Raw genomic sequence first — 22,413 nt, forward strand, 5'->3', positions numbered from 1 at the left:
TAGGACGCGCTGGTTGGGGTGGTGCTCGACGGTGCTACTGGCGTTGGCGCAGTGGTGGCTGTCGAGGTGGAGGCTGCTGGTGCAGGAGCGGCCGAAGCGGATGGCGTCGGCGCTGGCGTCGCTGGCTTGGCAGCAGGAGCCGGGGTTGGCTTGGCAACGGCGGCCGGTTTTTTCACGGCTGGTTTTGCAGCCGGCTTGGCAGCGGCTGGTTTTGCGGCTGTCGCCGGTTTGGTGACTGGCTTGGCAGCAGCAGTTTTTGCAGCTGGTTTTGCGGCCGATTTAGCAGCGGGTTTCGCGGCAGGCTTGGCAGCGGTTTTTGCCGCGACTGGTTTTGCGGCAGGCTTGGCAGCAGGTTTCGCAGCGGCGGTTTTAGCGGCTGGTTTGGCCGCTGCAGTTTTCGCCGCAGCAGGTTTGGCAGCAGCGGATTTTGCAGCCGGTTTAGCCGCCGCGGTTTTCGCCGCAGCAGGTTTGGCAGCGGCGGTTTTTGCAGCCGGTTTAGCCGCCACAGTTTTCGCCGCAGCAGGTTTCGCAGCTGCGGTTCTTGCAGCCGGTTTAGCGGCTGCAGTTTTGGCAGCGGCTGTTTTCGCAGCCGGTTTCGCAGCACTGGCCGCAACCGGTTTTTTCGCAGCAGGTTTAGCTGCAGGTTTCGCCGCGGCTTTCACAGGTGCCTTGGCGGCAGGCTTGGCCGGTGCTTTTGCAGCAGCCGGTTTGGCAGCGACTTTCTTGGCAGGGGCTGCAGCAGACTTGGCCGAACGCAGGGACAACGCCTTGCCGACAGCCTCTTGTACGCGACCGACGCCCTGGGCCAGTTTCAGGCTTTCTTGAGCATCGCGCTTGAGTTGCAGAATGTAGGCCCGAGTGTCGGACTGACGATCCTTGAGGGCATCGAGTACGTCTTCGAGTTGCTGCACGCCGTCCTTCGCCTTGGCTTGTGCCTTGGCTTTGCCGGCTGCCGCAGCGTCCTGCAATTTGGTGCGGGATTTGTGCAATTTTTCCTGCGCTTTTCCGCGCTGTTTTTCCAGTTTGGCGAGCAGTTTTTCAGCATCAGCCAAGGCTTGGGAACAAGCGGTTTCCAAATGCTCAAGCAGGCTGCCCGAGAGTTGTTGGAGTAAGTGCAACGGGGTATTTACAGGCTTCTTGGTGGCCGACATGGTTTACCTCCTGGCTGACGTGGGTGCGGCTCATACTAGACCTCTGCAGGGACCGCCGCTAGGGCATGTTGACAGTATCGAAAGCGCTGCGTTGCAATGGATTGAAAATCTCCTGCGCTTGCGCAAAACAAGTTCACTGTCGAACGCATTCACACTGGCATAATCTGCCGCATCTCAGGTCGGAGAGTGCCCATGTCGCGCTACTTTTTTTTATCGCTGTGCGTGTTTTTTTCCATCGCCCAAGCCGCCGAAAAAACCAAGGAAAACGAAGCTCACGATCTCGCTTACAGCCTCGGCGCGAGTCTCGGCGAACGCTTGCGTCTGGAGGTTCCCGACCTGCAACTGCAGGCGCTTGTCGAAGGCTTGCAGCAAGCCTATCAAGGCAAACCCCTGGCCCTGAAAGATGAGCAGATCGAACAGATTCTTACCGAGCACGAAGCGCAGGCAGCCTTGCAGCCCACTCTGCCGCAGAGCGAAGCCGCCCTCGAAAAAGAGCACCGGTTTCTCGCCGAAGAAAAAACCCGACCCGGCGTTCGTGAATTGGCCGACGGAATACTGCTGACGGAGCTGACACCCGGCACCGGCGCGAAAGCCGGCCCGAATGGCAAAGTCCAGGTGCTGTACATCGGACGCCTTCCCGACGGCACGGTATTCGATCAGAACACTCAGCCGCAGTGGTTCAGTCTCGACAGCGTGATCAGCGGATGGCGCAGCGCGCTGCAAAACATGCCGGTCGGTGCGAAATGGCGACTGGTGATTCCTTCGGCCCAGGCCTATGGCGCCGACGGGGCCGGCGACTTGATCGAGCCGTTCACGCCGCTGGTATTCGAAGTCGAATTGCGCGGCGCCACAAGCTGAATGACACAAACGAAAAACGGCGCGCATAGCGCACCGTTTTGAGGTGTGACTGGAAAGGGATCAGGCCTGAACCGAATCCTCTTCCTTATGAGCGGTGTGCAGCACTTCGATCAGGCAATCTTCCAGTTCGAAGCGCTCGTGCAACAGGCCACCCAGCTCCTTGAATTTCTCTGCAACGCACTTGCCTGCATCACACAGGTCGTTGAACGCGAGCAGCTTTTCGGTGATGACGTCGATGCGCGGGTAGATCGTCTCGGCGAGCTCCAAACCACGCTTGTCGTTGAAAGCCTTGGCTTCCCCCGTCAGCTGTTCGTAGATCTCGAAGTGCCCGGCAGATACATAATCGACCAGCACGCCGCAGAATTCCTGCAATGGTTTGCGGTTTTCACCCAGAGCCTCAGGCTTGGCGCCGAGATCATCATAGGCCCGAACCAGTTCGTGACGCTCCTGCAACCAGCGATCGATCAGCAGATGCACTCCACCCCAGCGTTCCTGAGCATTCTGACAACTTTCGAGCATGGTGATCTCTCTTCCCTTGTGGGTCATGCTGCCCTACACCTGTCGCACACTTGAAGATCAAGAATCGGCCAGGCAGAGCGTCATTCGAGCAACATAATTCCAATGACACGTGCGGGCCAGATTATGCCCGCGCGACTGTGGCTTCAAGGTACGCAGGAGATAAAGTTCATACAAGTGTTTAATCGCCCGCCAGCACCCGGTGCGACGACGTGCCGCTGAGCGGTCGCTGACAGGCTATCCAGACAACGCGCAGCACCTGATAAACACTCAGGGTCGTCATGGCGATGAAGAAGAGCAGACTCCACTCGGGGATGCTCAGGTCGAACAGCGTCCAGGAAATCTGTGCGCATTCGGCCGCACCTTTGAACATCTGCTGCACCACATAAACCAAGGGAGTGCTTGCGGACGGATCCGCCAGATTGAGCGAACACGCTGACAGCTGTTGCACCGGATCGCCTTGCAACAACACCTGACGCCACGCTGTCACCGTACCTGCCAGACTGCACAGCAGACCGAGCAGCCAATACAGGAACGAACCGAAGCGGCCGGGACCATGAACCGAAGCCATCAGGCAGACGCCCGTGAGCATCGCAAGGCAAATCCGCTGTAAACGGCACAGCCCGCAGGGCTTGAGACCGACTGCATATTCCAGATAGTAGGAAACGCCCAAAGCCAGGGTGCCGGCAATGAAAACCATGAAGAACAAGGAGCGTGAGCGGGCCAACGACATGGCTTTTCCGTACCAGTAGAGACAAGTGGTTACGGTAGAGGAAAGCGCGCCAGCCTTTCAAGGTAAGCCAGCACGGACACTTCAACAGAGGTGTAGGGAATTCCCGACAGAAGCGAGAGGATCAGGTGTAGTCCTCTGTAGGACTATGCCGTCGAGGCAGTACGAGAGTAAGAAAACGTCGTTGCAACACCTACTTTGTGGCGAGGGCGTTTGCTCCCTCGCCACACAATCAAGCGTGAACCGGCACCGGCAACGGCGCTGCCAGCAAGCGTTCGTCCAGCAGGCCAAGACCTTCCTGAAACAGTTGATTGCTGCGCTCGGTGTCGCCCAATTGCGCCAACAGTCGAGCCAGCTCGGCACAGGCTTCCGGGTTGCGCTGCACACGCAGGCTGCTTTCCAGATAGTCCCGAGCCTTGCCCCACAAACTGCTTTGCAGGCACAGGCGACCGAGGGTCAGCAGCAGGCTCGGGTCAGCCGGATGATCCTTGAGCCAGCCCTCGGCGGTCTGCAATTGACGAGCAGAATCACTGCCGCGAACCAGCCCGTAAAGGCGTGCCAGATGGCTGTCGTAGTTGCGCTTGAGCGCCGTTCGCAGGACCTCTTCGGCCTCAACCTGCGCACCCAGTTGACGAAGTTGCTCGGCATAGGCCAATACCAGCTGCGGTTCCTGGCGCTGAGCCGACGTCAGTTGTTGCCAGGCGCGGTTGAGCGATTGCAAACCCACCGTTCCATCTTCTTCCTGACGCGCTGCCAGGGACAGGTTTTCACCCCACGCCCGGCGCTCGAGTTCGGCCAGCTCGGCCGCTGGCAAGACCTTGTCCTTGCGCAGCTCCGGCAACAGGCGAATCACCGCTGACCAGTCACCGCGCTGTTGATGCAAGCGCTGCAACTGGCGCAAGGTCTGTACGTTATGAGGATGACGCTCATGCATCGCCTGCAACGTCGCCAGGGCGCCGTCGGTGTCGCCACGGTCGGTCTGCAATTGGGCGTGACTCAGGGCAATCGCCAACTCGGCCTGAGGCTGTCGCTCCAGCGCGCGCTCCAGCAGGTTGTCACTTTCCTCGTAATGACCTTGTTCGTTCGCCGCGCGGGCAGCGCCGAGGTAGTAAAGCAGCGGCTGGCGCTCGGCTTCGGCGGCGCGATGCAGATGACGCTGCGCGCTGGCCCAGCGACCTTCAGCCAGGTCCAACTGACCGTGTTCGATTGCCACTTGCACCCGACGACTGCGATTGCGCCGTGACCAGGGATTGACCACGCCGCTGGAGGTCATCACCAATTCGATCAACGCCTTGATACCCCAGAACACCAGCCATAGCACCGCCACCAGCGCCAGGGTGGCCCACAGGCTCGATTCGAAACGGAAGCTCTTGTAGGCGATCAGCACGTAGCCGGAATGCTCGGCAATCGCCAGCCCCAGCGCGGCAGCAACGGCGATGGCCAGAAACACGATCACATAGAGGCGTTTCATGGCGTGGCCTCCTGCGCGGTGCTTGCGGCAGGTTTGGCCATGGGTTTGATCGAGTCCTCGGCGTTGACATTACGTCGCTCGAGATAGCCCTGAACTGCGCTCAGCGTGCCGGTCAGATCCGGCGTGACCACGGTGACTGGCTGCTTGCTCAACTCACCCACCTGCTCGAGCATCACTTTGCTCTGCGGGTTGTCCGGGTTGAAATTACCCTTGAGCACGTCCCGCGCCTCGGCCAACGCCTGGGTGTAAACCGCAGCCTGACCATTGAGCGCAGCCCACTGCGCCTGCTCCAGCGCCAGGCTCAGGGCCAGGCGCACTTGGCTCAGGCTCTGCCCTGCCAGCAGCGGACGGACATTTTTATCGGCATTGAAATCGATGCGGATGTAACGCGAGATCTGATCCCACCACTGCGCCCAACGACTGGCGCCGTCTCCATCGGCGGTCAGGCCCAACAGCGAATCGCCCCGGTCCTTGTACTCGGGAGCCAACTCGGTGAGATTGACCACCTGATCGCGCAATGCACCCAGTCGCAGGAACAGACCGGTGCGATCCGGCTGTTCGGTACTGCGCAAGGCGACCAGGGTTTTCGCCACTTGCTCGCGAGCGGCAAAGGAACCCGGATCGTTCTGTTCACGAAGAATTTCGTCGGCGCCCTGCACCAGCGCCTGGGCGCTGCTGATGTCCTGCAACGCCGAAAGACGCAGGCTAGCCAGGCGCAGCAGGTGCTCGGCCTCGGCCAGACGCCAATCCTTGCGGCTGGCACCGAGGACAGTTTCCAGGCGTTGGTTCAAGCGCTGCTGATCGCCTTGCAGTTGAATCACCAGACGGCTGCGAGCGTCCAGCTCTTCGGCGGCAGGCATTTGCTCAAGCCGCGCACTCAGGCGCTGTTCGTTGAGCTTCAGGCTTTGCGCCTGATCGTTCAACGCCTGCACCTGACTCAACTGCTGCTGCGTATTGGCTTGCAGGTGACGCACCTGCCAGACGCCCCAACCGCCCACCGCCACACCGGCGGCGCCCAGCAGCAACGCGACGATCGCCAGCCCATTGCCTCGGCGCTGCACTGCAGCGGGTGGTGCACTTTCAACCGGTGCTTCAGCCGGCGCATCAAGCACTGGCTTCACGTCATCTTTAGGCAAGGCTGTTTCGTTCACGTATCCATCCTTTGCATCAGAGAACGGGTTCGGGATGCTCCCGTAACGCCGTCAGCAAAGCCGCGGCACTGGCGCCACGACAATCCACAACTGTTTGGGCCCCGGCGGCTCGTGCCAGCTCAGCGACCCTGGGGCTTGGTACAAACAACGGCAACCGCGCCAATTGCGGCCAGGCATCGCCGGCCAATTGATACAAGTGCTCAAAACCCTGTCCACTGCTGACCACCAGCCCGTTCAAGCGTTCCACCTTGATCCGCTCTGGCAATGCTGCCGGCGGATACTGTGGGAGCTCGCGGCGATACAACTCCAGATACTCGACACTAGCACCAAGCTCGCGCAAACGCTCAGCGAGCAACTCGCGCCCGCCCTCTCCCCGCATGATCAATACCCGTGGATCGGGCCGTGCGACCGCCTCGCGCAACGACGCAAGCCCCAGCAAGGCTTCGCTGTCATCACCCTCGCCGGGGAAACTCACGTCCAACCCGTGTTCATCAAGGATCTGTGCCGTCGCTGCGCCCACGCTGAACCACTTCAGGCTCGGTGGTTGCGACCAGTACTGGTCGACCAGTTCCACCGCGATTCTGGCGGCAGGCTTGCTGACCACGATCACCGCGCAATAACACTCCAGATCCTGAATCACCTGGCGCATTGTGGCAGAGACAGGAATCGGTTCAATTTCCAAAAGCGGCAAACGGCTGCTGAAAATCCCCGCTTCGGCCAACACAGCGCTCAGCGCCGCCGACTCATCCGCCGGACGCGTCAGCAGCAGGCGCCAGCTCGTCACTCGTGACCTGCCTCACCGTAGACCGCTTTCAGAATGTCGTTGGCACCCTGGCTCAGAAGGTCTTCGGCCACTTGCACACCCAGCGCCTCGGCATCGCCGCGCGGCGCACGGGCTTCGGCGCTCAGCAGCAGGCCGCCGCTCGGATCACCCACCAGACCACGCAACCAGATCTGCTCGCCTTCCAGCACGGCGTAGCAGGCGATCGGCACCTGGCAACCGCCATTCAGATGTTTGTTGAGAGCACGTTCGGCAGTGACACGGGTGGCGGTGTCCTGATGGTGCAGCGGCGCGAGCAAGGCGTGAATTTCGCGGTCGGCGGAGCGGCATTCGATGCCCACGGCGCCTTGGCCACCGGCCGGCAGGCTGTCATCGACGCTGATGGCAGAGGTGATGCGATCTTCGAAGCCAAGGCGAATCAGGCCGGCCGCCGCGAGGATGATGGCGTCGTACTCGCCGGCATCAAGCTTGGCCAGGCGCGTGTTGACATTACCGCGCAGGAAGCGGATTTCCAGGTCCGGACGACGGGTCAGCAACTGCGCCTGACGGCGCAGGCTGGAGGTGCCGACGATGCTGCCTGACGGCAATTCGTCCAGGCTGGCATAGGTATTGGAGACGAAGGCATCGCGCGGGTCTTCCCGCTCGCAGATGCAGAACAGACCGAGGCCTTGCGGAAAGTCCATCGGTACGTCTTTCATGGAGTGCACGGCGATGTCGGCTTCATTTTCCAGCAGCGCGGTTTCCAGCTCCTTGACGAACAGCCCCTTGCCGCCGATTTTCGACAGCGGCGAGTCGAGCAGCTTGTCACCGCGACTGACCATGGGCACCAACGTCACGAGCAGACCCGGATGGGCCTCTTCCAGACGGGCTTTGACGTATTCGGCCTGCCACAGGGCGAGAGCACTTTTGCGGGTGGCGATGCGGATTTCGCGAGAGGACATGGATCAATCCGTACTGAATAGATACGGCAGATAATAACAGCTCAGCCAAATCCGCTTTGACTTGAATCAGGAATTGCCTGGCCTCCCTGGCCCCGGACGTCCGGCAATCGGGTGAGAAACTCGCCTGCGGGTGGCGAGTTAAAGCTGTTGCATCATCTTGCGCACACCCGCCACATGGCGTCGGCTGACGATCAGGGCGTCACCGTTCAGGCCTTTGAGGAACAACTGAAAATGCCCCAGTGGCGTGCGTTGCAGGCGTTCGATGCGTTCGCGGGCAACCAGAGCGTTGCGGTGGATGCGCACGAATCGGTCACCGAATTCATCTTCAAGGGCCTTGAGCGGCTCATCCAGCAGCACTTCGCCGCCTTCGTGGCGCAAGGTCACGTATTTGTGATCCGCAATGAAGTAGACCACCTGCCCCAACGGGATCAGTTCAATACCTTTACGAGTGCGGGCGCTGATATGGCTGCGCGGGCCGCTGCCGGTTTCGGCGGCGGGACGGGTCAACGCCGCGAGCTGGACGCGATTGGGGCGCTCGGCTTTCTTCAACGCTTCATGCAATTGTTCTGTACGCACAGGTTTCACCAGATAGCCTACGGCGCTAGCCTGCAAGGCTTCCACGGCAAATTCATCGGGCCCTGTGCAAAACACCACGGCTGGCGGCGTTTCGCATTCGCACAATCGCGCGGCCACTTGCAGGCCATCGAGGCCCGGCATGCGGATATCGAGCAGCACGATATCCGGTTTGTGGCTGTCGATCAGTGCCAACGCTTCTTCGCCGTTCGTGGCGCTCGGCTCCAGGACACTGTATCCCTCGAGTTCACCGACCATTCGGCTCAGGCGCTCGCGGGCAAGGGGTTCGTCATCAACGATCAGGACATTCATATTGCGCTGGATTCCTGCGTGAGTCTCGCACAAGGATAGCGTAGACAGGTGAAGTGACGTCCGTCACCGCGATCCACGCTAAGACTAGCGCGAGGGCCAAAAAGTGCCGCCCGTCCGACCGCTAAATTTTTATTTGCCGGGCAATTGGCGGTTGGCGAGGCGTCGCCGTAGGGTTTGCTGATACACAATATGAACACCCCCTCTTCTTACTAGTCCGCTGCAGCGCCGAGAAGTGCGCTGATCCTACTGTCCAACTGTAGACGGTTGCCGGGACGTTATTGCTCAATTGAAAAATATCGTTGCGCAATTTCCACAATGCCTGCTTCGAGTATGGGCCGACGTATGAGAAAAAAACGTGTCGACCAGTGTCAGCGACAGGATTGGCAACCCTGTTATTATCCGCGCCAGCTTTCAACGCCATCTTTCTTCAGCCGATACGAGCGAATTCATGAGCACTGACAAGACCAATCAGTCCTGGGGCGGCCGCTTCAGTGAACCCGTCGACGCCTTCGTCGCCCGCTTCACCGCCTCCGTCACTTTCGACCAGCGCCTGTATCGCCACGACATCATGGGCTCGATTGCCCACGCTACCATGCTGGCCAAGGTCGGCGTGCTGACCGATGCCGAGCGCGACAGCATCACCGATGGCCTGAAGACCATCCAGGGTGAAATCGAGGCCGGCCAGTTCGACTGGCGCATCGACCTCGAAGACGTGCACATGAACATCGAGGCGCGCCTGACCGACCGCATCGGCGTGACCGGTAAAAAGCTGCACACGGGTCGCAGCCGTAACGACCAGGTGGCCACCGACATTCGCCTGTGGCTGCGTGACGAAATCGACCTGATCCTGGCGGAAATCACTCGCCTGCAACAAGGCCTGCTGGAACAGGCCGAGCGCGAAGCCGGCAGCATCATGCCCGGCTTCACTCACCTGCAAACCGCGCAGCCAGTGACCTTCGGGCACCACATGCTGGCCTGGTTCGAAATGCTCAGTCGCGATTACGAGCGCCTGGTCGACTGCCGCAAGCGCACCAACCGCATGCCATTGGGCAGTGCCGCGCTGGCGGGCACCACGTACCCGATCGACCGCGAATACACCGCGCAACTGCTGGGCTTCGACGCCGTGGGCGGCAACTCGCTGGACAATGTGTCCGATCGTGACTTCGCCATCGAGTTCTGCTCGGCTGCGAGCATCGCGATGATGCACTTGTCGCGTTTCTCCGAAGAGCTGGTGCTGTGGACCAGCGCCCAGTTCCAGTTCATCGATCTGCCGGACCGATTCTGCACCGGCAGCTCGATCATGCCGCAAAAGAAAAACCCGGACGTGCCGGAGCTGGTTCGCGGCAAGACCGGCCGCGTCTTCGGCGCGCTGATGGGCCTGCTGACCCTGATGAAAGGCCAGCCTTTGGCCTACAACAAGGACAACCAGGAAGACAAGGAACCGCTGTTCGACGCTGCCGACACCCTGCGCGACTCGCTGCGGGCCTTTGCCGACATGATCCCGGCGATCAAACCGAAACACGCGATGATGCGCGAAGCGGCCCTGCGCGGTTTCTCCACCGCCACCGACCTGGCGGACTACCTGGTGCGCCGTGGCCTGCCGTTCCGTGACTGCCACGAAATCGTTGGCCATGCCGTGAAGTACGGCGTGGAAAGCGGTAAAGACCTGGCGGAAATGAGCCTGGAAGAACTGCGCAAGTTCAGCGACCAGATCGATCAGGACGTGTTCGCCGTGCTGACCCTCGAAGGTTCGGTGAACGCCCGCGACCATATCGGCGGGACAGCTCCGGCGCAGGTCAAGCAAGCGGTGGCTCGCGGTCAGGCGTTACTCGCCAGCCGCTAAAAGCTTCGCGGACAAACCTCGCTCCTACAAGGATCTCTGACAGGCCAAAATCTGTGGCATACAGAGAAACCCGTGGGAGCGAGCCTGCTCGCGAAGGCTAACTTCAGAGCACTGCAACACCTACTTCTTGGACGCGACCATCGCCAGGAACGCTGGCATCGCCGCGTCCTTGTCCGCCGCAATCCGCTGCACGTTGGGGTTCTGCTCCAGACGCTCGAGCAGCGCCTTGGCCGCCGGCATGTCGGCCAACAGATCAATACCAAACAGCTTGTGCGCCACCGCACAGGCCAGCGGCACGCTGTACAGGAAATACAAATCCGCAATGCTCAGGCTGTCGCCTGCGACATAAGGGGCAAACTTGCCGTGCCGTTCAAGCGAGGCAAAACCCAGCAGCAACTCGGTTTTAGTCTTGTCCTTGATCGCGTCCGGCACCGGCGCGCCGAAAAATGCCTCGCCGTAACAGGCGCGACCCGGCAGCTCGATGTACAGCTCGATTTCCTTGGCCAGCGCCAGGACCTGTGCGCGCTCGAAGGGATCGCTCGGCAACAGCGGCGTGCCCTTCTGGCTCTGTTCGATGTACTCGAGAATCACCGCGGTTTCGTTGACAAACCCTTGCTCGACGCGCAGCACCGGCACTTTGCCGCGCGGGCTGATCGCCAATGCCTCGGGGCTTTTGCCCGCGTAAAACGGGACTTCCTCGAATGGCAGTCCTTTCTCCAGCAGCGCCAGTTTCACCATGTTGTAGTAGTTGCTGACGGGAAATCCATAAAGCTTGAGCATCACAAAGCCTCCAGGCCGTGCGGGGTTGGCAGTGCCTGCTTTATAGAACGCCAAGGCGTTTCTCGCCAGCAGCATCATGGCGCTGAATGCAGGTAAACTGCCCGCCTTAACTTGAGGAGCCTGCCATGAGCGAGCCAACCGACATCGACAGCGACGAAGAAGAATTCACTGAAAACACCCTCATCGAAGCGATCGAAAACCAGATCGAAAGCGACAACCCGCCAGCGGCCAAGGCGACCTTCAACAAGCTGACCCTGGTGGGTTATGAGCGTGAGGAAATCCTCAACCTGATGGCTCACGTATTAGCGGTAGAAATCGACGCGATCCTCGAAGAAGACCGCGCGTTCAACACCGAATGGTACGAAGCGGCGCTGCGCGCACTGCCGGAATTGCCGCCGGAAAAGAAGTAAGCGAAGACCTTCCGGGAGCGGCTTGCCCGCTCCCACACAAATTGTCACCCATCATTCCTGCCTTCCCCCAGACCCTGACTACACTGGTACGCACCCCGCTGCCGCACCACCCGCCGGGGAATGCTTCCCGAGGTGAAAAAACCCTGTCGCGAGCACTGGACATGCCGCCCGAGTGGGATCACCTTAGGGGCGCTGTCGTCCAATTCCTAGAAAGTCTGGAGTCCTTATGTCGCTTACCCCTGAGTTGGTTGCCGAACTGGAAATCCTCGCACTCTTCAACCTGGACAGTTCCCAGGAAGGTTTGAAAATTCATCAGACCGCTGCCCCGAAAGCCATTGCTGCCGCTCAACGCCTGTACGAAAAAGAACTGATCGACCAGCCCGATGGCGGTTATCTGACCAGCCTGGGTCGTGATGCCGCGCAAAGTGTGCAAACCGTTCTCACCATTCTGAGCGTCCAGGAAACAGCCTGAGCCACCGTATCGCCCACGGAAACCCCTGCTATGGGATTTCCGCGGGCACTCTCTGATACAAACTGTCGCCCAACGATAGAAATCTGACGCCAAAAAAACAAAATCAGCCTGATAGTCCCGGAGCCGAGGCGCTAAACTGCCCCTCATCCTGAGACCCTCCACGTCCGAGCCCTGCGAGCCGGTTTGAGCTGACATGACCCGCACCCATGAAATACGCCCCGATCTGGACGAGGGAATTGACCGCAAGGTTCTCGGCCAGCTGCGCGCACGCTTTCTAAAGCTCAACGAGGGCCGCATGGCGCGGGCCATGGAAGGGCTGTCGACCCGCCAGCAAGGGGTGCTGACCCTGCTGCCGCTGTTTTTCCACGTCAATCATCCGCTGTTGCCGGGTTACGTTTCCGGAAGCACGCCCGCCGGACTGTCTAACTTCGAGCCTGACGCCAACGCCCTGGCCGAAGCCCAACGCCTGACCCGTTCGTTTTCCTACAAGCCGCGCCACGGCAGCAATCCACCCCGACCGATTCACGGCCTGTTCCTGATGGGCAGCCTCGGCACCCTCGCCCAGGCCGATCAAAGCGACATGGACGTGTGGGTCTGTCACGCGCCGGACTTGAGCGAAAGCGAACTCAACGAGCTGCGCAAAAAATGCCAGTTGCTCGAAACCTGGGCCGCGAGCCAAGGCGCCGAGGCGCATTTTTTCCTGATCGACCCTGCCCGCTTCGTGCTCGGCGAACGCGACACGCAATTGAGTTCGGAAGACTGCGGCACCACCCAGCATTACCTGCTGCTGGACGAGTTCTACCGCACCGCGATCTGGCTGGCCGGCCGCACGCCGATCTGGTGGCTGGTGCCCGTATATGAAGAGGCCGCCTACGACCGCTACACCCACACGCTGCTGTCCAAGCGCTTCATCCGTGCCGACGAAACCCTGGACCTGGGGCATCTGGCGTACATCCCGCCCGGCGAATTCATCGGCGCCGGGCTCTGGCAGTTGTTCAAAGGGATCGAGTCACCCTACAAGTCGGTGCTCAAGCTGTTGCTGACCGAGGTCTACGCCAGCGAACACCCCAGGGTTCAATGCCTGAGCCTGCGTTTCAAGCAAGCGGTGTTCGCCAACCGGCTCGACCTCGATGAGCTCGACCCGTACATCGTGGTCTACCGGCGCATCGAGGAATACCTCACCGCCCGAGGCGAACCGGAGCGCCTGGAGCTGGTGCGGCGCGCGCTGTACCTGAAGGTCAATCGCAAACTCACCGGCAGCAGCAGTCGCACCCAGAGTTGGCAGCGCTCGCTGCTGGAACGCCTGGCCCGGGAATGGCATTGGGATCAACGTCAACTGGCGCTGCTGGATAGCCGCAGTCAGTGGAAAGTCCGCCAGGTCAGTTCCGAACGCAGGGCGTTGGTCAACGAACTGAATTACAGCTACCGCTTCCTCACCGAGTTCGCCCGCAGCGAACAGACCGTCAGCCTGATCAACAAGCGCGACCTCAATGTGCTGGGGCGACGTCTGTACGCAGCGTTCGAGCGCAAGGCCGACAAAGTCGAGTTCATCAACCCGGGCATCGCCCCGGATCTGGCCGAAGACACCCTGACCCTGGTGCATGCGCCTGACAAGAAAGAATCGGGGCAAACCCAGTGGGGCTTATACAACGGCAGCCTCACCGCTCTCGAGTGGGAGCATTTCGCACCGATCAAACGCAGCCGCCAACTACTGCAACTGTTGACCTGGTGCCACCGCAACGGCGTGATCGACAGCAGCACGCGCCTGGCGCTGCACCCGGGCGACAGTGACCTGAGCGAGTTCGAACTGTTCAACCTGCTCGGCAGCCTGCAACAGAGCATCGCCCTGCCCTTGCCCACGGTCGCCGAAGAACCGCTGCTGCGCGCCAGCGTACCGAGCGAGGTGCTGATTCTGGTGAATGTCGGCGTCGATCCGCTCAAGCATCACCGTGACCTGAATATTCTGATGACCACCGAGCGCACGGACTCCCTGAGTTACGCCGGTGTCCGAGAGAACCTGGTGCTGACCCTCGATCAGGTCACGCTCAACAGCTGGAACGAGGTGTCGGTCAATCGCTTCGACGGCCCTCACGCCCTGCTCAATTGTCTGCGCGATTACCTCAACAACCTGCCAAGCGGCCCACAGCAACCCAAATTACGCGTGCGTTGCTTCTGCCATAACCGCGCGCAGTTCATCGCGCAACGGGTCGAGGAAGTGATCGACACCGCGCAGAACCTGCTGCTGAGCAAGCTCAATCACCGCTACCTGATTCAGGTCCAGCAGCATTACCACGTGCTGGAATTGGTGCCGGGGCAGGTCAATCACGTCGCCCTCGCCACCCTGCCGGCGCTGTTCGACTACCTCGGCGAAGAGCTGGCGAGCTACAGCCCGCTGCACTTGGACCCGATGGCGCTGGAGGATCAGGACCTGGCGCTGATTCTGCCCATGGGTCAGCCAGAGTGCGTTCAGGTGTTCTACCGAATTCACGAAGACCAGGCCGATCTGTACGTGTTGGATGAGTTCAATGCCTTGTGGCAGCAGCGCTTGCCATACCACGACGAACAAAGCCTGCTGGTGCCGTTGCAACGCTTCCTGTTATCGATCCAGTACCGGCGCGATGCCTTGCTGCCGATGGACGCCGCCCAACCTCTGAGCCTGGACACGCTGTATTACCAATTGCTGCCGTCGGGCCCCGGACGAGCGCGCCGGGTCGAAGCCCGAATCGCGCCGCAAACCCCGGTCAACAAGCCGTTCTATGATGTGCAGGCGATCGTCGGCAAAGCCGCGCCGGGCGAAGTGCAAGTCACGTTGTATTGCAATCAGCGGGAATTTTCAGAGCTGGAGCATGGCGACCAACTGTTCAGTGTGGTCGCCCGGGAAATCGTCGAGCAGCGCCGTGAAACCGAACGCTATCGCTGCTACATCACCGACCTCGACCTGTCGGGGCTGCTCGGTGATGGTCAGAGCTCAAGCAATTTGTATTTGCGCTACAAGGCCGATCTGGAGCGCGCATTGAATGACGCGCTCGAGGTGGTCTGAGGAAAGTTATTCCGGGAAGGAGCCGCCATTGGCTGGCTGCGATTCGACTTCAAGCAGGGTCAGTTTCAGGGTCTTGCCACCGGGTGCGGGCCAGTCGATGTGCTGGCCAACCTTCAGGCCCAGCAGTGCGCTGCCGACAGGCGCCAGAATGGAGATCTTGCCTTCGTCAGCGTTGGCATCCTTTGGATAGACCAACGTCAGGTGATAGTCCTTGCCGCTGCTTTCTTCACGGCAATGCACACGGGAATTCATGGTCACGACATCGGCGGGCACTTCATCGTGACCGACCAGCGTATCGGCGCGATCCAGTTCGGTTTGCAGCGCGATAACGCCCGGCAGCGAGTCATCCAGGCTGTCGATCAGGCGTTCCAGACGTTGAACGTCCAGACGAGTAAGGGTGATGGAAGGTGCGGTCATGATAGAGGCAGACTCCTTTCTTCTGCACAGAAAAAGCAAAACCCCGCCAGAAAAAGGCGGGGTTTTCACGAACCTCGATGGGTTGAGGCGTTTCTGGACACTATCACAGCTCAAAAAATATACAAGCCGCAAGCGGACGGCGTGCAATCCCTGTAGCACCTGGCGACAGGATCTTGAACGTTGCAGCGACCTTAAGGCCGCCATCGCTGGCAAGCCAGCCCCTACAGAGGATCGGCGCAGGCTTTGCGATTGGAGGCTTGGGCGCAAATCGTGCGCCGCCGATCATCATCGGCCGAGCGCCATTCGCGGATGTCTTCGACATGGCGAAAACACCCCAGGCAGACCTTCTGCTCGTCCAGCCGACACACACCGCTGCACGGCGAAGGCACCGCCGGGCTGACATTGCTGTAGAGCGGTTTTGGCGGTCGAACGGGTGCAGGCTGGGTCACGATCTCACAGGCCTTCGAAGTCTAATTCAACGCCAGCCTGTTGCTGGACGATGCGCTCAAGCATCTCGCCGAGCTGCTCTTCGCTCTTGTCGCACATCCAGCGTTCGCTCTCTTCGTCGTAGTCGAAGTGGAAGCCACCCGACACCGCCGCCAGCCACAGCTGACGCAGTGGCTCCTGACGGCTGAAGATCAACTGGCTGCCGTTTTCGAACTTGACGGTGAGCACACCGGCCGAGCTCTCCAGATCGATATCCAGGTCACTCTCGTCGAAAATATCTTCCAGCGATTGCTGGGTGGCATCGACCAGATCGTGGAAACGGGCTTCGGTCAAACTCATTGCGGCAACCTCAAAAAGTGTCTGTTCACGCTCAAGCGCCGCAAGATACGGGCGAGCCCCGGTGATTGCAAAGGATAACGACCAAGCACCGATATAGGTACATCAAACACCGCCCCTGTGCGAGCGGGCTTGCTCGCGAAGGGGCCAGCACATTCAACATCTTTATTGACTGAACCGCCGCTTTCGCGGGCAAGCCCGCTCCCACAGGGATTGCATCCGGCTGGTCGGCATCGAGCCAAGCCCCGCCGGACGGGAGCCCGGTCGCATAGGCAAGCTGCCGGGTGGCCGGTATACTCCGGCGCAATTAACGCATTCTCAAGGATTTCGCCATGAAGCGCCTGATCTCTTCCCTTGCTGCGCTCGCCGCGGTTGCCTGCCTTGTGTCGGCCTGTGGTCAAAAAGGCCCGCTGTACCTGCCTGACGATTCCCAGGACCCTGCCGAGCAGGCCCAGTCCTCGCAAAAGCAGCCGTCGAAAGCTCACAAGCACGACGTCTACCAATAAGGGAACGCCATGGACGCTTTTAACTACCGTGACGGCGAGCTGTTCGCGGAAGGGGTTGCCCTGTCCGCCATCGCCGAACGCTTTGGCACACCGACTTACGTCTACTCCCGCGCCCACATCGAAGCCCAGTACCTGGCGTTTGCCGATGCACTGGCTGGCATGCCGCACCTGGTCTGCTACGCGGTCAAGGCCAACTCCAACCTCGGTGTATTGAATGTCCTGGCGCGATTGGGCGCTGGTTTTGACATCGTTTCCCGTGGCGAGCTGGAACGCGTACTGGCCGCTGGCGGCAGCGCCGACAAGATCGTGTTCTCCGGCGTCGGCAAGACCCGTGACGACATGCGTCGCGCCCTGGAAGTCGGCGTGCATTGCTTCAACGTCGAATCCACCGACGAGCTGGAGCGCCTGCAAGTGGTCGCCGCCGAACTGGGCGTTCGCGCACCGATCTCGTTGCGCGTGAACCCGGACGTCGATGCCGGCACCCACCCGTACATTTCCACCGGTCTCAAAGAGAACAAGTTCGGCATCGCCATTGCCGACGCCGAAGACGTGTACATCCGCGCCGCGCAGCTGCCGAACCTGGAAGTGGTCGGCGTCGATTGCCATATCGGTTCGCAACTGACCACCCTGCCGCCGTTCATCGACGCCCTCGACCGCCTGCTGGGTCTGGTCGACCGCCTCGGCGATTGCGGCATCTACCTGCGCCACATCGATCTCGGTGGTGGTTTGGGCGTACGTTATCGCGATGAAGAGCCGCCGCTGGCCGCCGACTACATCAGAGCCGTGCGCGAGCGTCTCGACGGTCGCGACCTGGCGCTGGTGTTCGAGCCGGGCCGGTTCATCGTCGCCAACGCCGGCGTGCTGCTGACTCAGGTCGAGTACCTCAAGCACACCGAACACAAAGACTTCGCCATCGTCGACGCAGCCATGAACGACCTGATCCGCCCGGCGCTGTATCAAGCCTGGATGGACGTCACCGCCGTGCGCCCTCGCGCAACCGCCGCTCGTGCCTACGACATTGTCGGACCGATCTGCGAGACCGGCGACTTCCTGGCCAAGGATCGTCAGTTGGCGCTGGAAGAAGGCGACCTGCTGGCCGTGCATTCGGCCGGCGCCTACGGGTTTGTCATGAGTTCCAACTACAACACCCGCGGCCGTACCGCCGAAGTGTTGGTGGACGGTGATCAGGCATTTGAAGTGCGTCGCCGTGAGACGGTAGCCGAGTTGTTTGCTGGCGAAAGCCTGCTGCCGGAGTAAAACCATGCTGCTGCGTTTTACCAAAATGCACGGCCTGGGCAATGACTTCATGGTCCTCGACCTGGTCAGCCAGCACGCGCACATCCTGCCCAAACATGCCAAGCAATGGGGCGATCGGCACACCGGCATCGGTTTCGACCAGTTGCTGATCGTCGAAGCGCCGAGCAACCCGGACGTGGATTTCCGTTATCGGATCTTCAATTCCGACGGCTCCGAAGTGGAACAGTGCGGCAACGGTGCCCGCTGTTTCGCCCGTTTTGTGCTCGACAAGCGCCTGACCGCAAAACGGCAGATTCGCGTCGAAACCAAAAGTGGCATTATCGAGCTGGATATCCGCAGCGACGGCCAGATCAGCGTCGACATGGGCGCGCCGCGCCAGGTGCCGGCCGACATACCGTTCGTTGCCGACAGTCAGGCGCTGAGCTACTCGCTCGACGTCGACGGCGCAGCAGTTGAACTGGCCGCCGTGTCGATGGGCAACCCGCATGCGGTGTTGCGCGTCACGGATATCAACAACGCACCGGTGCATGAACTGGGGCCGAAAATCGAACATCACCCGCGCTTCCCGGCACGGGTCAATGTCGGTTTTCTCCAGGTCATCGACCGGAACCGCGCGCAGCTGCGCGTCTGGGAACGTGGCGCCGGGGAAACCCAGGCCTGCGGCACCGGCGCTTGTGCGGCTGCAGTGGCCGCGATCAGCCAGGGGTGGATGGATTCGCCGCTATTGATCGACCTGCCCGGCGGGCGTCTGTCCATTGAATGGGCAGGCCCAGGCCAACCGGTGTTGATGACCGGCCCGGCAGTCCGTGTTTACGAAGGACAAGTACGTCTTTGAGTGAGTCAAACCCATGACCGACAAGCCCCAGGTTCCCGCCCGACAGCCCGACGAATCCCCTTCCGAAAGCCTTGAGGCGGCGGCGATTGCCGCGTACCTGGAGGCTCATCCGGACTTCTTCGTCGAGCACGAAGACCTTCTTCCGGCGATGCGCATCCCGCACCAGCGTGGCGACACCATCTCGCTGGTCGAGCGCCAGATGACCATCCTGCGCGACCGCAACATCGAATTGCGTCATCGCCTCTCGCACTTGATGGACGTAGCCCGCGACAACGACCGCCTCTTCGACAAGACCCGCCGCCTGATTCTCGCGCTGATGGACGCCACCAGCCTGGAAGACGTGGTCATCAGCGTCGAAGACAGCTTGCGCCAGGACTTCCAGGTGCCTTTTGTCAGCCTGATCCTGCTGGGCGACAACCCGATGCCGGTCGGCCGCTGGGTGACCCACGCCGATGCGCAAACGGCCATTGGCGGTTTGCTCTCGGAAGACAAAAGCGTCAGCGGCAGCCTGCGCGAGCATGAACTGGACTTCCTGTTCGGCGAAGAGCAGCGCAAGCAGATCGGTTCGACCGCCGTCGTCGCCATCAGCCATCAAGGCATTCACGGCGTGCTGGCCATCGCCAGCCGAGATCCACAGCACTACAAGAGCTCGGTCGGCACGCTGTTCCTCAGCTACATCGCCGAAGTCATGGGCCGCGTGCTGCCACGGGTCAACAACTCCCTTCGCTCGGTACGCTGATCGTGGAACGGCAACTGGACGCTTACTGCGAACACCTGCGCAGTGAGCGGCAGGTGTCGCCCCACACGCTGGACGCCTACCGCCGCGACCTCGACAAAGTGCTGGGCTTCTGTGTCAAACAGAACATCGGCAGCTGGGCCGCGCTGGATATCCAGCGCCTGCGCAGCCTGATCGCTCGCCTGCATTCCCAGGGTCAATCGTCGCGCAGCCTGGCGCGCCTGCTCTCGGCGGTGCGTGGGCTCTATCACTACCTGAATCGCGAAGGTCTTTGCGACCACGACCCGGCCAATGGTCTGGCGCCGCCGAAAGGCGAGCGCCGACTGCCGAAAACCCTCGACACTGACCGTGCGCTGCAACTGCTTGAAGGTGCGGTGGAGGATGATTTTCTGGCACGGCGGGATCAGGCGATTCTGGAGCTGTTCTATTCCTCGGGTTTGCGGCTGTCGGAGCTGACCGGGCTCAATCTCGATCAGCTCGATATGGCCGACGGCATGGTTCAGGTGCTCGGCAAGGGCAGCAAGACCCGCCTGTTACCGGTGGGCAAAAAGGCTCGCGAAGCACTGGAGTTATGGCTGCCACTGCGGGCCATGACCCATCCGGCGGATGACGCAGTGTTCGTCAGCCAGCAAGGCCGGCGCCTTGGCCCTCGGGCGATTCAGGTGCGAGTCAAGGCCGCTGGCGCGCGCGAACTGGGGCAAAACCTGCATCCGCACATGTTGCGGCACTCCTTCGCCAGCCACTTGCTGGAATCCTCGCAGGACTTGCGCGCGGTGCAGGAGCTGCTCGGCCACTCGGACATCAAGACCACCCAGATCTACACCCACCTGGACTTCCAGCATCTGGCGACGGTTTACGACAGCGCCCATCCACGGGCCAAACGCATTAAGGGCGATGATTCATGACAATCCAATTGATCACCTTCGACCTCGACGACACCCTGTGGGACACCGCCCCGGTAATCGTCAGCGCCGAAGCCGTATTGCGTGAATGGCTGACTGAACACGCACCGAACCTGGGCGCGGTGCCGGTGGAGCATTTGTGGGGGATTCGCGAGCGCATTCTGGGCAGCGAACCGAGCCTCAAGCATCGAATCAGCGCGCTGCGTCGCCGCGTGCTTTTTCATGCTCTGGAAGAGGCCGGTTACGGCCATGATCAGGCCTCAGACCTGGCCGATCAGAGTTTCGAAGTGTTTCTGCATGCGCGGCATCAGATCGAAGTGTTTCCGGAAGTCGAACCGACGCTGGAGAGGCTGGCCAAACACTACGCACTCGGCGTCGTCACCAACGGTAATGCCGATGTGCGCCGTTTGGGGCTGGCCGACTACTTCAAGTTTGCGTTGTGCGCCGAAGACATCGGCATCGCCAAACCGGACGCACGCCTGTTTCATGAAGCCTTGAAGCGTGGCGACGCAACGGCCGCGACGGCGGTGCATATCGGCGACCACCCGGGCGATGACATTGCCGGGGCGCAACAGGCGGGGTTGCGGGCGATCTGGTTTAACCCGCAAGGCAAGTTGTGGGAGGCGCAGAAGGCGCCGGATGCCGAGATTCGCAGCCTGACCGAGTTGCCGGCGTTGCTGGCGCGGTGGAATTCGGTATCCGCCTGACACATAACCTGTGGGAGCGGGCTTGCCCGCGATAGCGGCGTGTCAGGCAACATCACTTTCGAATGTAATTGCCCCATCGCGGGCAAGCCCGCTCCCACAGGGGATCACAGCAGTCTTGGGATTTTTGTACCGCCCATGAAAAAGCCCGCAGCGACGGCGGGCTTTTTCTGCAAGCAAGGGCAGACGCTTAGATAGGCCGGCTGCCGTACTTGTTGTCAGGCTTCTTGGGAGGATCGGCGACCACATTGGCCTCCACTTCCTGCACCTTGCCGCCCTTGGCCAGGAACTCTTCCATGGCCCGCGCCAGAGCATCACGCTCCTTGTTTTTTGCTTCGACGCTCGGCAGCTCATCGACCGACACCGCTGCCTTGGCTTTGCCTTTGGCGGTCGGAACGGGCGCTTCACCGCCATCGTCGTCAGCAACGTCTTCCGCTGCTGTTTCCAGACCTTCTTCGGTTTCGTCGTCGTCGCCTACTTCGAGGTCGTCGTTTTCCAGATCATCGTCGCTCATGTTCTACCTCATGACTTGCGAAAAGCAGATTAGTTATAGCCCAGCTTCACCGTCTGTCGACAGCCGCCGGAAAAATTCAATAACCACTGATGACCAGCGGCTCATGCCCCTTCACCGTGCACGGTGGCGAGGACTTTACGGGCACCGCCAAAATCACGGTGCTCGCCCAGATAAACGCCTTGCCAGGTTCCCAGCGCCAGTCGGCCCGCCGAAATCGGCAAACTGAGCTGACAGCCAAGCACGCTGGCCTTGAAGTGCGCCGGGAGGTCGTCCAGGCCTTCGTCGTTATGCTCATAGCCGTCTGCTCCTTGTGGGATCAGACGATTGAAAAATCGTTCGAAGTCGCGACGTACCGCCGGATCGGCGTTCTCGTTGATGGTCAACGACGCCGAGGTATGCTGCAGCCACAAATGCAACAGACCGACCCGACACGCCTTGAGTTCAGGCAGGCCGGCGAGTAACTCGTCCGTTACCAGATGAAAGCCCCGGGGCCTTGCCCGCAGGGTAATCAGAGTCTGTTGCCACATACAGTTCTCCGCACGTTCGGGGCGCATTCTAGCGCGCTCTGGGAAAAAACAAAGGCCCTAATATTCCTTCAATCATGTAAGCCATTGGCCGCAGAAAAACGCCTGCCGTAAACACCCCTAAACGTGTACGAAAAAACCTTTCAGCAGCGCCTGCACGGACAAACTCCAGACAAAAAAATGCCCGGCAAGCCGGGCAAGTTTTT

The 22,413-nt window shown here is 60.7% G+C and carries 25 protein-coding genes and 1 pseudogene; 11 read left to right on the forward strand and 15 right to left on the reverse strand.

The window, feature by feature from the left end:
* A partial coding sequence (locus Q7W83_RS27390; RefSeq protein ID WP_150631427.1) for an AlgP family protein occupies window positions 1-1,151 on the reverse strand: 1,151 nt, incomplete at its 3' end.
* A 192-nt stretch (window positions 1,152-1,343) separates the two neighbouring features.
* Between Q7W83_RS27390 and Q7W83_RS27395 the strand changes: the two genes are divergently transcribed.
* Window positions 1,344-2,009: an FKBP-type peptidyl-prolyl cis-trans isomerase gene (locus Q7W83_RS27395; protein ID WP_150631426.1), complete on the forward strand. Its 666-nt coding sequence runs from the start codon at window positions 1,344-1,346 to the stop codon at window positions 2,007-2,009.
* Window positions 2,010-2,069: 60 nt separating this feature from the next.
* Here the strand turns inward: Q7W83_RS27395 and rsd are convergent, their stop codons facing one another.
* The 8 genes and pseudogenes from rsd to Q7W83_RS27435 form a co-directional block, all read right to left on the reverse strand.
* The gene (gene rsd / locus Q7W83_RS27400) at window positions 2,070-2,528 is read right to left on the reverse strand and encodes a sigma D regulator (RefSeq protein WP_150631439.1); all 459 of its coding nucleotides are present in this window, start codon (window positions 2,526-2,528) and stop codon (window positions 2,070-2,072) included.
* Between the two features lie 178 nt (window positions 2,529-2,706).
* Window positions 2,707-3,258 (reverse strand): disulfide bond formation protein B, encoded by a 552-nt coding sequence (locus Q7W83_RS27405; protein ID WP_150631425.1) that lies wholly within the window; start codon window positions 3,256-3,258, stop codon window positions 2,707-2,709.
* A gap of 229 nt (window positions 3,259-3,487) precedes the next feature.
* A complete protein-coding gene (locus Q7W83_RS27410; RefSeq protein WP_150631424.1) occupies window positions 3,488-4,726 on the reverse strand; it encodes a heme biosynthesis protein HemY in 1,239 nt (412 codons plus the stop codon).
* Complete coding sequence (locus Q7W83_RS27415) at window positions 4,723-5,877, reverse strand: uroporphyrinogen-III C-methyltransferase (RefSeq protein WP_150631423.1); 1,155 nt, start codon at window positions 5,875-5,877, stop codon at window positions 4,723-4,725. The genes Q7W83_RS27410 and Q7W83_RS27415 overlap by 4 nt, the downstream gene beginning before the upstream one ends.
* A gap of 16 nt (window positions 5,878-5,893) precedes the next feature.
* A complete protein-coding gene (locus tag Q7W83_RS27420; RefSeq protein WP_473658119.1) occupies window positions 5,894-6,661 on the reverse strand; it encodes a uroporphyrinogen-III synthase in 768 nt (255 codons plus the stop codon).
* Complete coding sequence (gene hemC, locus Q7W83_RS27425; RefSeq protein WP_150631421.1) at window positions 6,658-7,599, reverse strand: hydroxymethylbilane synthase; 942 nt, start codon at window positions 7,597-7,599, stop codon at window positions 6,658-6,660. Before hemC ends, Q7W83_RS27420 begins: the two co-directional genes overlap by 4 nt.
* A gap of 138 nt (window positions 7,600-7,737) precedes the next feature.
* Complete coding sequence (locus tag Q7W83_RS27430) at window positions 7,738-8,484, reverse strand: LytR/AlgR family response regulator transcription factor (protein ID WP_473658121.1); 747 nt, start codon at window positions 8,482-8,484, stop codon at window positions 7,738-7,740.
* Window positions 8,481-8,690 (reverse strand): annotated as a pseudogene (locus Q7W83_RS27435) (sensor histidine kinase); the annotation flags it as partial. The gene Q7W83_RS27430 and the pseudogene Q7W83_RS27435, both read right to left, overlap by 4 nt.
* 242 nt (window positions 8,691-8,932) lie before the next feature.
* Between Q7W83_RS27435 and argH the strand changes: the two are divergent.
* On the forward strand, window positions 8,933-10,327 hold the full coding sequence (gene argH, locus Q7W83_RS27440; RefSeq protein ID WP_150631419.1) for an argininosuccinate lyase: 1,395 nt from the start codon (window positions 8,933-8,935) through the stop codon (window positions 10,325-10,327).
* Between the two features lie 120 nt (window positions 10,328-10,447).
* Here the strand turns inward: argH and Q7W83_RS27445 are convergent, their stop codons facing one another.
* Window positions 10,448-11,107 carry a glutathione S-transferase family protein gene (locus tag Q7W83_RS27445; protein WP_150631418.1) on the reverse strand — a complete coding sequence of 220 codons (660 nt, stop codon included), beginning with the start codon at window positions 11,105-11,107 and terminating at the stop codon, window positions 10,448-10,450.
* A 125-nt stretch (window positions 11,108-11,232) separates the two neighbouring features.
* Here Q7W83_RS27445 and Q7W83_RS27450 point away from each other — a divergent pair, with 125 nt between their 5' ends.
* From Q7W83_RS27450 to Q7W83_RS27460, 3 genes are all read left to right on the forward strand, one after another.
* Window positions 11,233-11,517: a hypothetical protein gene (locus tag Q7W83_RS27450; protein ID WP_008024357.1), complete on the forward strand. Its 285-nt coding sequence runs from the start codon at window positions 11,233-11,235 to the stop codon at window positions 11,515-11,517.
* Between the two features lie 226 nt (window positions 11,518-11,743).
* Complete coding sequence (locus Q7W83_RS27455) at window positions 11,744-11,989, forward strand: TIGR02647 family protein (protein WP_135847736.1); 246 nt, start codon at window positions 11,744-11,746, stop codon at window positions 11,987-11,989.
* A 193-nt stretch (window positions 11,990-12,182) separates the two neighbouring features.
* Entirely contained in the window at window positions 12,183-15,029 is a 2,847-nt protein-coding gene (locus Q7W83_RS27460) for a class I adenylate cyclase (protein WP_150638116.1), read from the forward strand.
* A 6-nt stretch (window positions 15,030-15,035) separates the two neighbouring features.
* On the opposite strand, the gene rnk is transcribed toward Q7W83_RS27460, so the two are convergent.
* The 3 genes from rnk to cyaY form a co-directional block, all read right to left on the reverse strand.
* The gene (gene rnk / locus Q7W83_RS27465; RefSeq protein ID WP_150631415.1) at window positions 15,036-15,446 is read right to left on the reverse strand and encodes a nucleoside diphosphate kinase regulator; all 411 of its coding nucleotides are present in this window, start codon (window positions 15,444-15,446) and stop codon (window positions 15,036-15,038) included.
* Window positions 15,447-15,667: 221 nt separating this feature from the next.
* Window positions 15,668-15,895, reverse strand: a complete 228-nt coding sequence (locus tag Q7W83_RS27470) for a DUF1289 domain-containing protein (protein WP_150631414.1) — start codon at window positions 15,893-15,895, stop codon at window positions 15,668-15,670.
* Between the two features lie 4 nt (window positions 15,896-15,899).
* Window positions 15,900-16,232, reverse strand: a complete 333-nt coding sequence (gene cyaY, locus Q7W83_RS27475) for an iron donor protein CyaY (protein WP_150631413.1) — start codon at window positions 16,230-16,232, stop codon at window positions 15,900-15,902.
* 329 nt (window positions 16,233-16,561) lie between these two features.
* On the opposite strand from cyaY, the gene lptM reads away from it, so the two are divergent.
* The 6 genes from lptM to Q7W83_RS27505 are packed head-to-tail and all read left to right on the forward strand — an operon-like array spanning window position 16,562 to window position 21,172.
* Window positions 16,562-16,735, forward strand: a complete 174-nt coding sequence (gene lptM, locus Q7W83_RS27480) for an LPS translocon maturation chaperone LptM (RefSeq protein ID WP_150631411.1) — start codon at window positions 16,562-16,564, stop codon at window positions 16,733-16,735.
* Between the two features lie 9 nt (window positions 16,736-16,744).
* On the forward strand, window positions 16,745-17,992 hold the full coding sequence (gene lysA, locus Q7W83_RS27485; protein ID WP_150631410.1) for a diaminopimelate decarboxylase: 1,248 nt from the start codon (window positions 16,745-16,747) through the stop codon (window positions 17,990-17,992).
* 4 nt (window positions 17,993-17,996) lie between these two features.
* Entirely contained in the window at window positions 17,997-18,827 is an 831-nt protein-coding gene (gene dapF, locus Q7W83_RS27490; RefSeq protein WP_473658126.1) for a diaminopimelate epimerase, read from the forward strand.
* A gap of 13 nt (window positions 18,828-18,840) precedes the next feature.
* Window positions 18,841-19,566, forward strand: a complete 726-nt coding sequence (locus Q7W83_RS27495; protein WP_150631409.1) for a DUF484 family protein — start codon at window positions 18,841-18,843, stop codon at window positions 19,564-19,566.
* 2 nt (window positions 19,567-19,568) lie between these two features.
* Entirely contained in the window at window positions 19,569-20,468 is a 900-nt protein-coding gene (gene xerC, locus Q7W83_RS27500) for a tyrosine recombinase XerC (protein ID WP_473658129.1), read from the forward strand.
* Window positions 20,465-21,172, forward strand: a complete 708-nt coding sequence (locus Q7W83_RS27505) for an HAD family hydrolase (protein ID WP_473658131.1) — start codon at window positions 20,465-20,467, stop codon at window positions 21,170-21,172. The genes xerC and Q7W83_RS27505 overlap by 4 nt, the downstream gene beginning before the upstream one ends.
* A 187-nt stretch (window positions 21,173-21,359) precedes the next feature.
* On the opposite strand, the gene sutA is transcribed toward Q7W83_RS27505, so the two are convergent.
* Together sutA and Q7W83_RS27515 are read right to left on the reverse strand one after the other, a co-directional pair.
* A complete protein-coding gene (gene sutA / locus Q7W83_RS27510) occupies window positions 21,360-21,683 on the reverse strand; it encodes a transcriptional regulator SutA (RefSeq protein WP_046045079.1) in 324 nt (107 codons plus the stop codon).
* A gap of 101 nt (window positions 21,684-21,784) precedes the next feature.
* Window positions 21,785-22,210, reverse strand: coding sequence for a secondary thiamine-phosphate synthase enzyme YjbQ (locus tag Q7W83_RS27515; RefSeq protein WP_150631406.1), 426 nt, complete (start codon window positions 22,208-22,210; stop codon window positions 21,785-21,787).
* Between the last annotated feature and the right edge of the window lie 203 nt (window positions 22,211-22,413).

This window comes from Pseudomonas sp. 300 (genome assembly GCF_055803035.1).

What these genes read in the sequence shown, in the direction of transcription:
- rsd (WP_150631439.1), bottom strand. Translation starts at nt 2,528, where the DNA reads ATGCTCGAAAGTTGTCAGAATGCTCAGGAACGCTGGGGTGGAGTGCAT.
- lysA (WP_150631410.1), top strand. Translation starts at nt 16,745, where the DNA reads ATGGACGCTTTTAACTACCGTGACGGCGAGCTGTTCGCGGAAGGGGTT.
- dapF (WP_473658126.1), top strand. Translation starts at nt 17,997, where the DNA reads ATGCTGCTGCGTTTTACCAAAATGCACGGCCTGGGCAATGACTTCATG.
- Q7W83_RS27455 (WP_135847736.1), top strand. Translation starts at nt 11,744, where the DNA reads ATGTCGCTTACCCCTGAGTTGGTTGCCGAACTGGAAATCCTCGCACTC.
- argH (WP_150631419.1), top strand. Translation starts at nt 8,933, where the DNA reads ATGAGCACTGACAAGACCAATCAGTCCTGGGGCGGCCGCTTCAGTGAA.
- Q7W83_RS27450 (WP_008024357.1), top strand. Translation starts at nt 11,233, where the DNA reads ATGAGCGAGCCAACCGACATCGACAGCGACGAAGAAGAATTCACTGAA.
- hemC (WP_150631421.1), bottom strand. Translation starts at nt 7,599, where the DNA reads ATGTCCTCTCGCGAAATCCGCATCGCCACCCGCAAAAGTGCTCTCGCC.
- cyaY (WP_150631413.1), bottom strand. Translation starts at nt 16,232, where the DNA reads ATGAGTTTGACCGAAGCCCGTTTCCACGATCTGGTCGATGCCACCCAG.
- sutA (WP_046045079.1), bottom strand. Translation starts at nt 21,683, where the DNA reads ATGAGCGACGATGATCTGGAAAACGACGACCTCGAAGTAGGCGACGAC.
- Q7W83_RS27495 (WP_150631409.1), top strand. Translation starts at nt 18,841, where the DNA reads ATGACCGACAAGCCCCAGGTTCCCGCCCGACAGCCCGACGAATCCCCT.
- Q7W83_RS27445 (WP_150631418.1), bottom strand. Translation starts at nt 11,107, where the DNA reads ATGCTCAAGCTTTATGGATTTCCCGTCAGCAACTACTACAACATGGTG.
- Q7W83_RS27430 (WP_473658121.1), bottom strand. Translation starts at nt 8,484, where the DNA reads ATGAATGTCCTGATCGTTGATGACGAACCCCTTGCCCGCGAGCGCCTG.
- Q7W83_RS27395 (WP_150631426.1), top strand. Translation starts at nt 1,344, where the DNA reads ATGTCGCGCTACTTTTTTTTATCGCTGTGCGTGTTTTTTTCCATCGCC.
- lptM (WP_150631411.1), top strand. Translation starts at nt 16,562, where the DNA reads ATGAAGCGCCTGATCTCTTCCCTTGCTGCGCTCGCCGCGGTTGCCTGC.
- Q7W83_RS27515 (WP_150631406.1), bottom strand. Translation starts at nt 22,210, where the DNA reads ATGTGGCAACAGACTCTGATTACCCTGCGGGCAAGGCCCCGGGGCTTT.
- Q7W83_RS27505 (WP_473658131.1), top strand. Translation starts at nt 20,465, where the DNA reads ATGACAATCCAATTGATCACCTTCGACCTCGACGACACCCTGTGGGAC.
- Q7W83_RS27460 (WP_150638116.1), top strand. Translation starts at nt 12,183, where the DNA reads ATGACCCGCACCCATGAAATACGCCCCGATCTGGACGAGGGAATTGAC.
- rnk (WP_150631415.1), bottom strand. Translation starts at nt 15,446, where the DNA reads ATGACCGCACCTTCCATCACCCTTACTCGTCTGGACGTTCAACGTCTG.
- Q7W83_RS27410 (WP_150631424.1), bottom strand. Translation starts at nt 4,726, where the DNA reads ATGAAACGCCTCTATGTGATCGTGTTTCTGGCCATCGCCGTTGCTGCC.
- Q7W83_RS27405 (WP_150631425.1), bottom strand. Translation starts at nt 3,258, where the DNA reads ATGTCGTTGGCCCGCTCACGCTCCTTGTTCTTCATGGTTTTCATTGCC.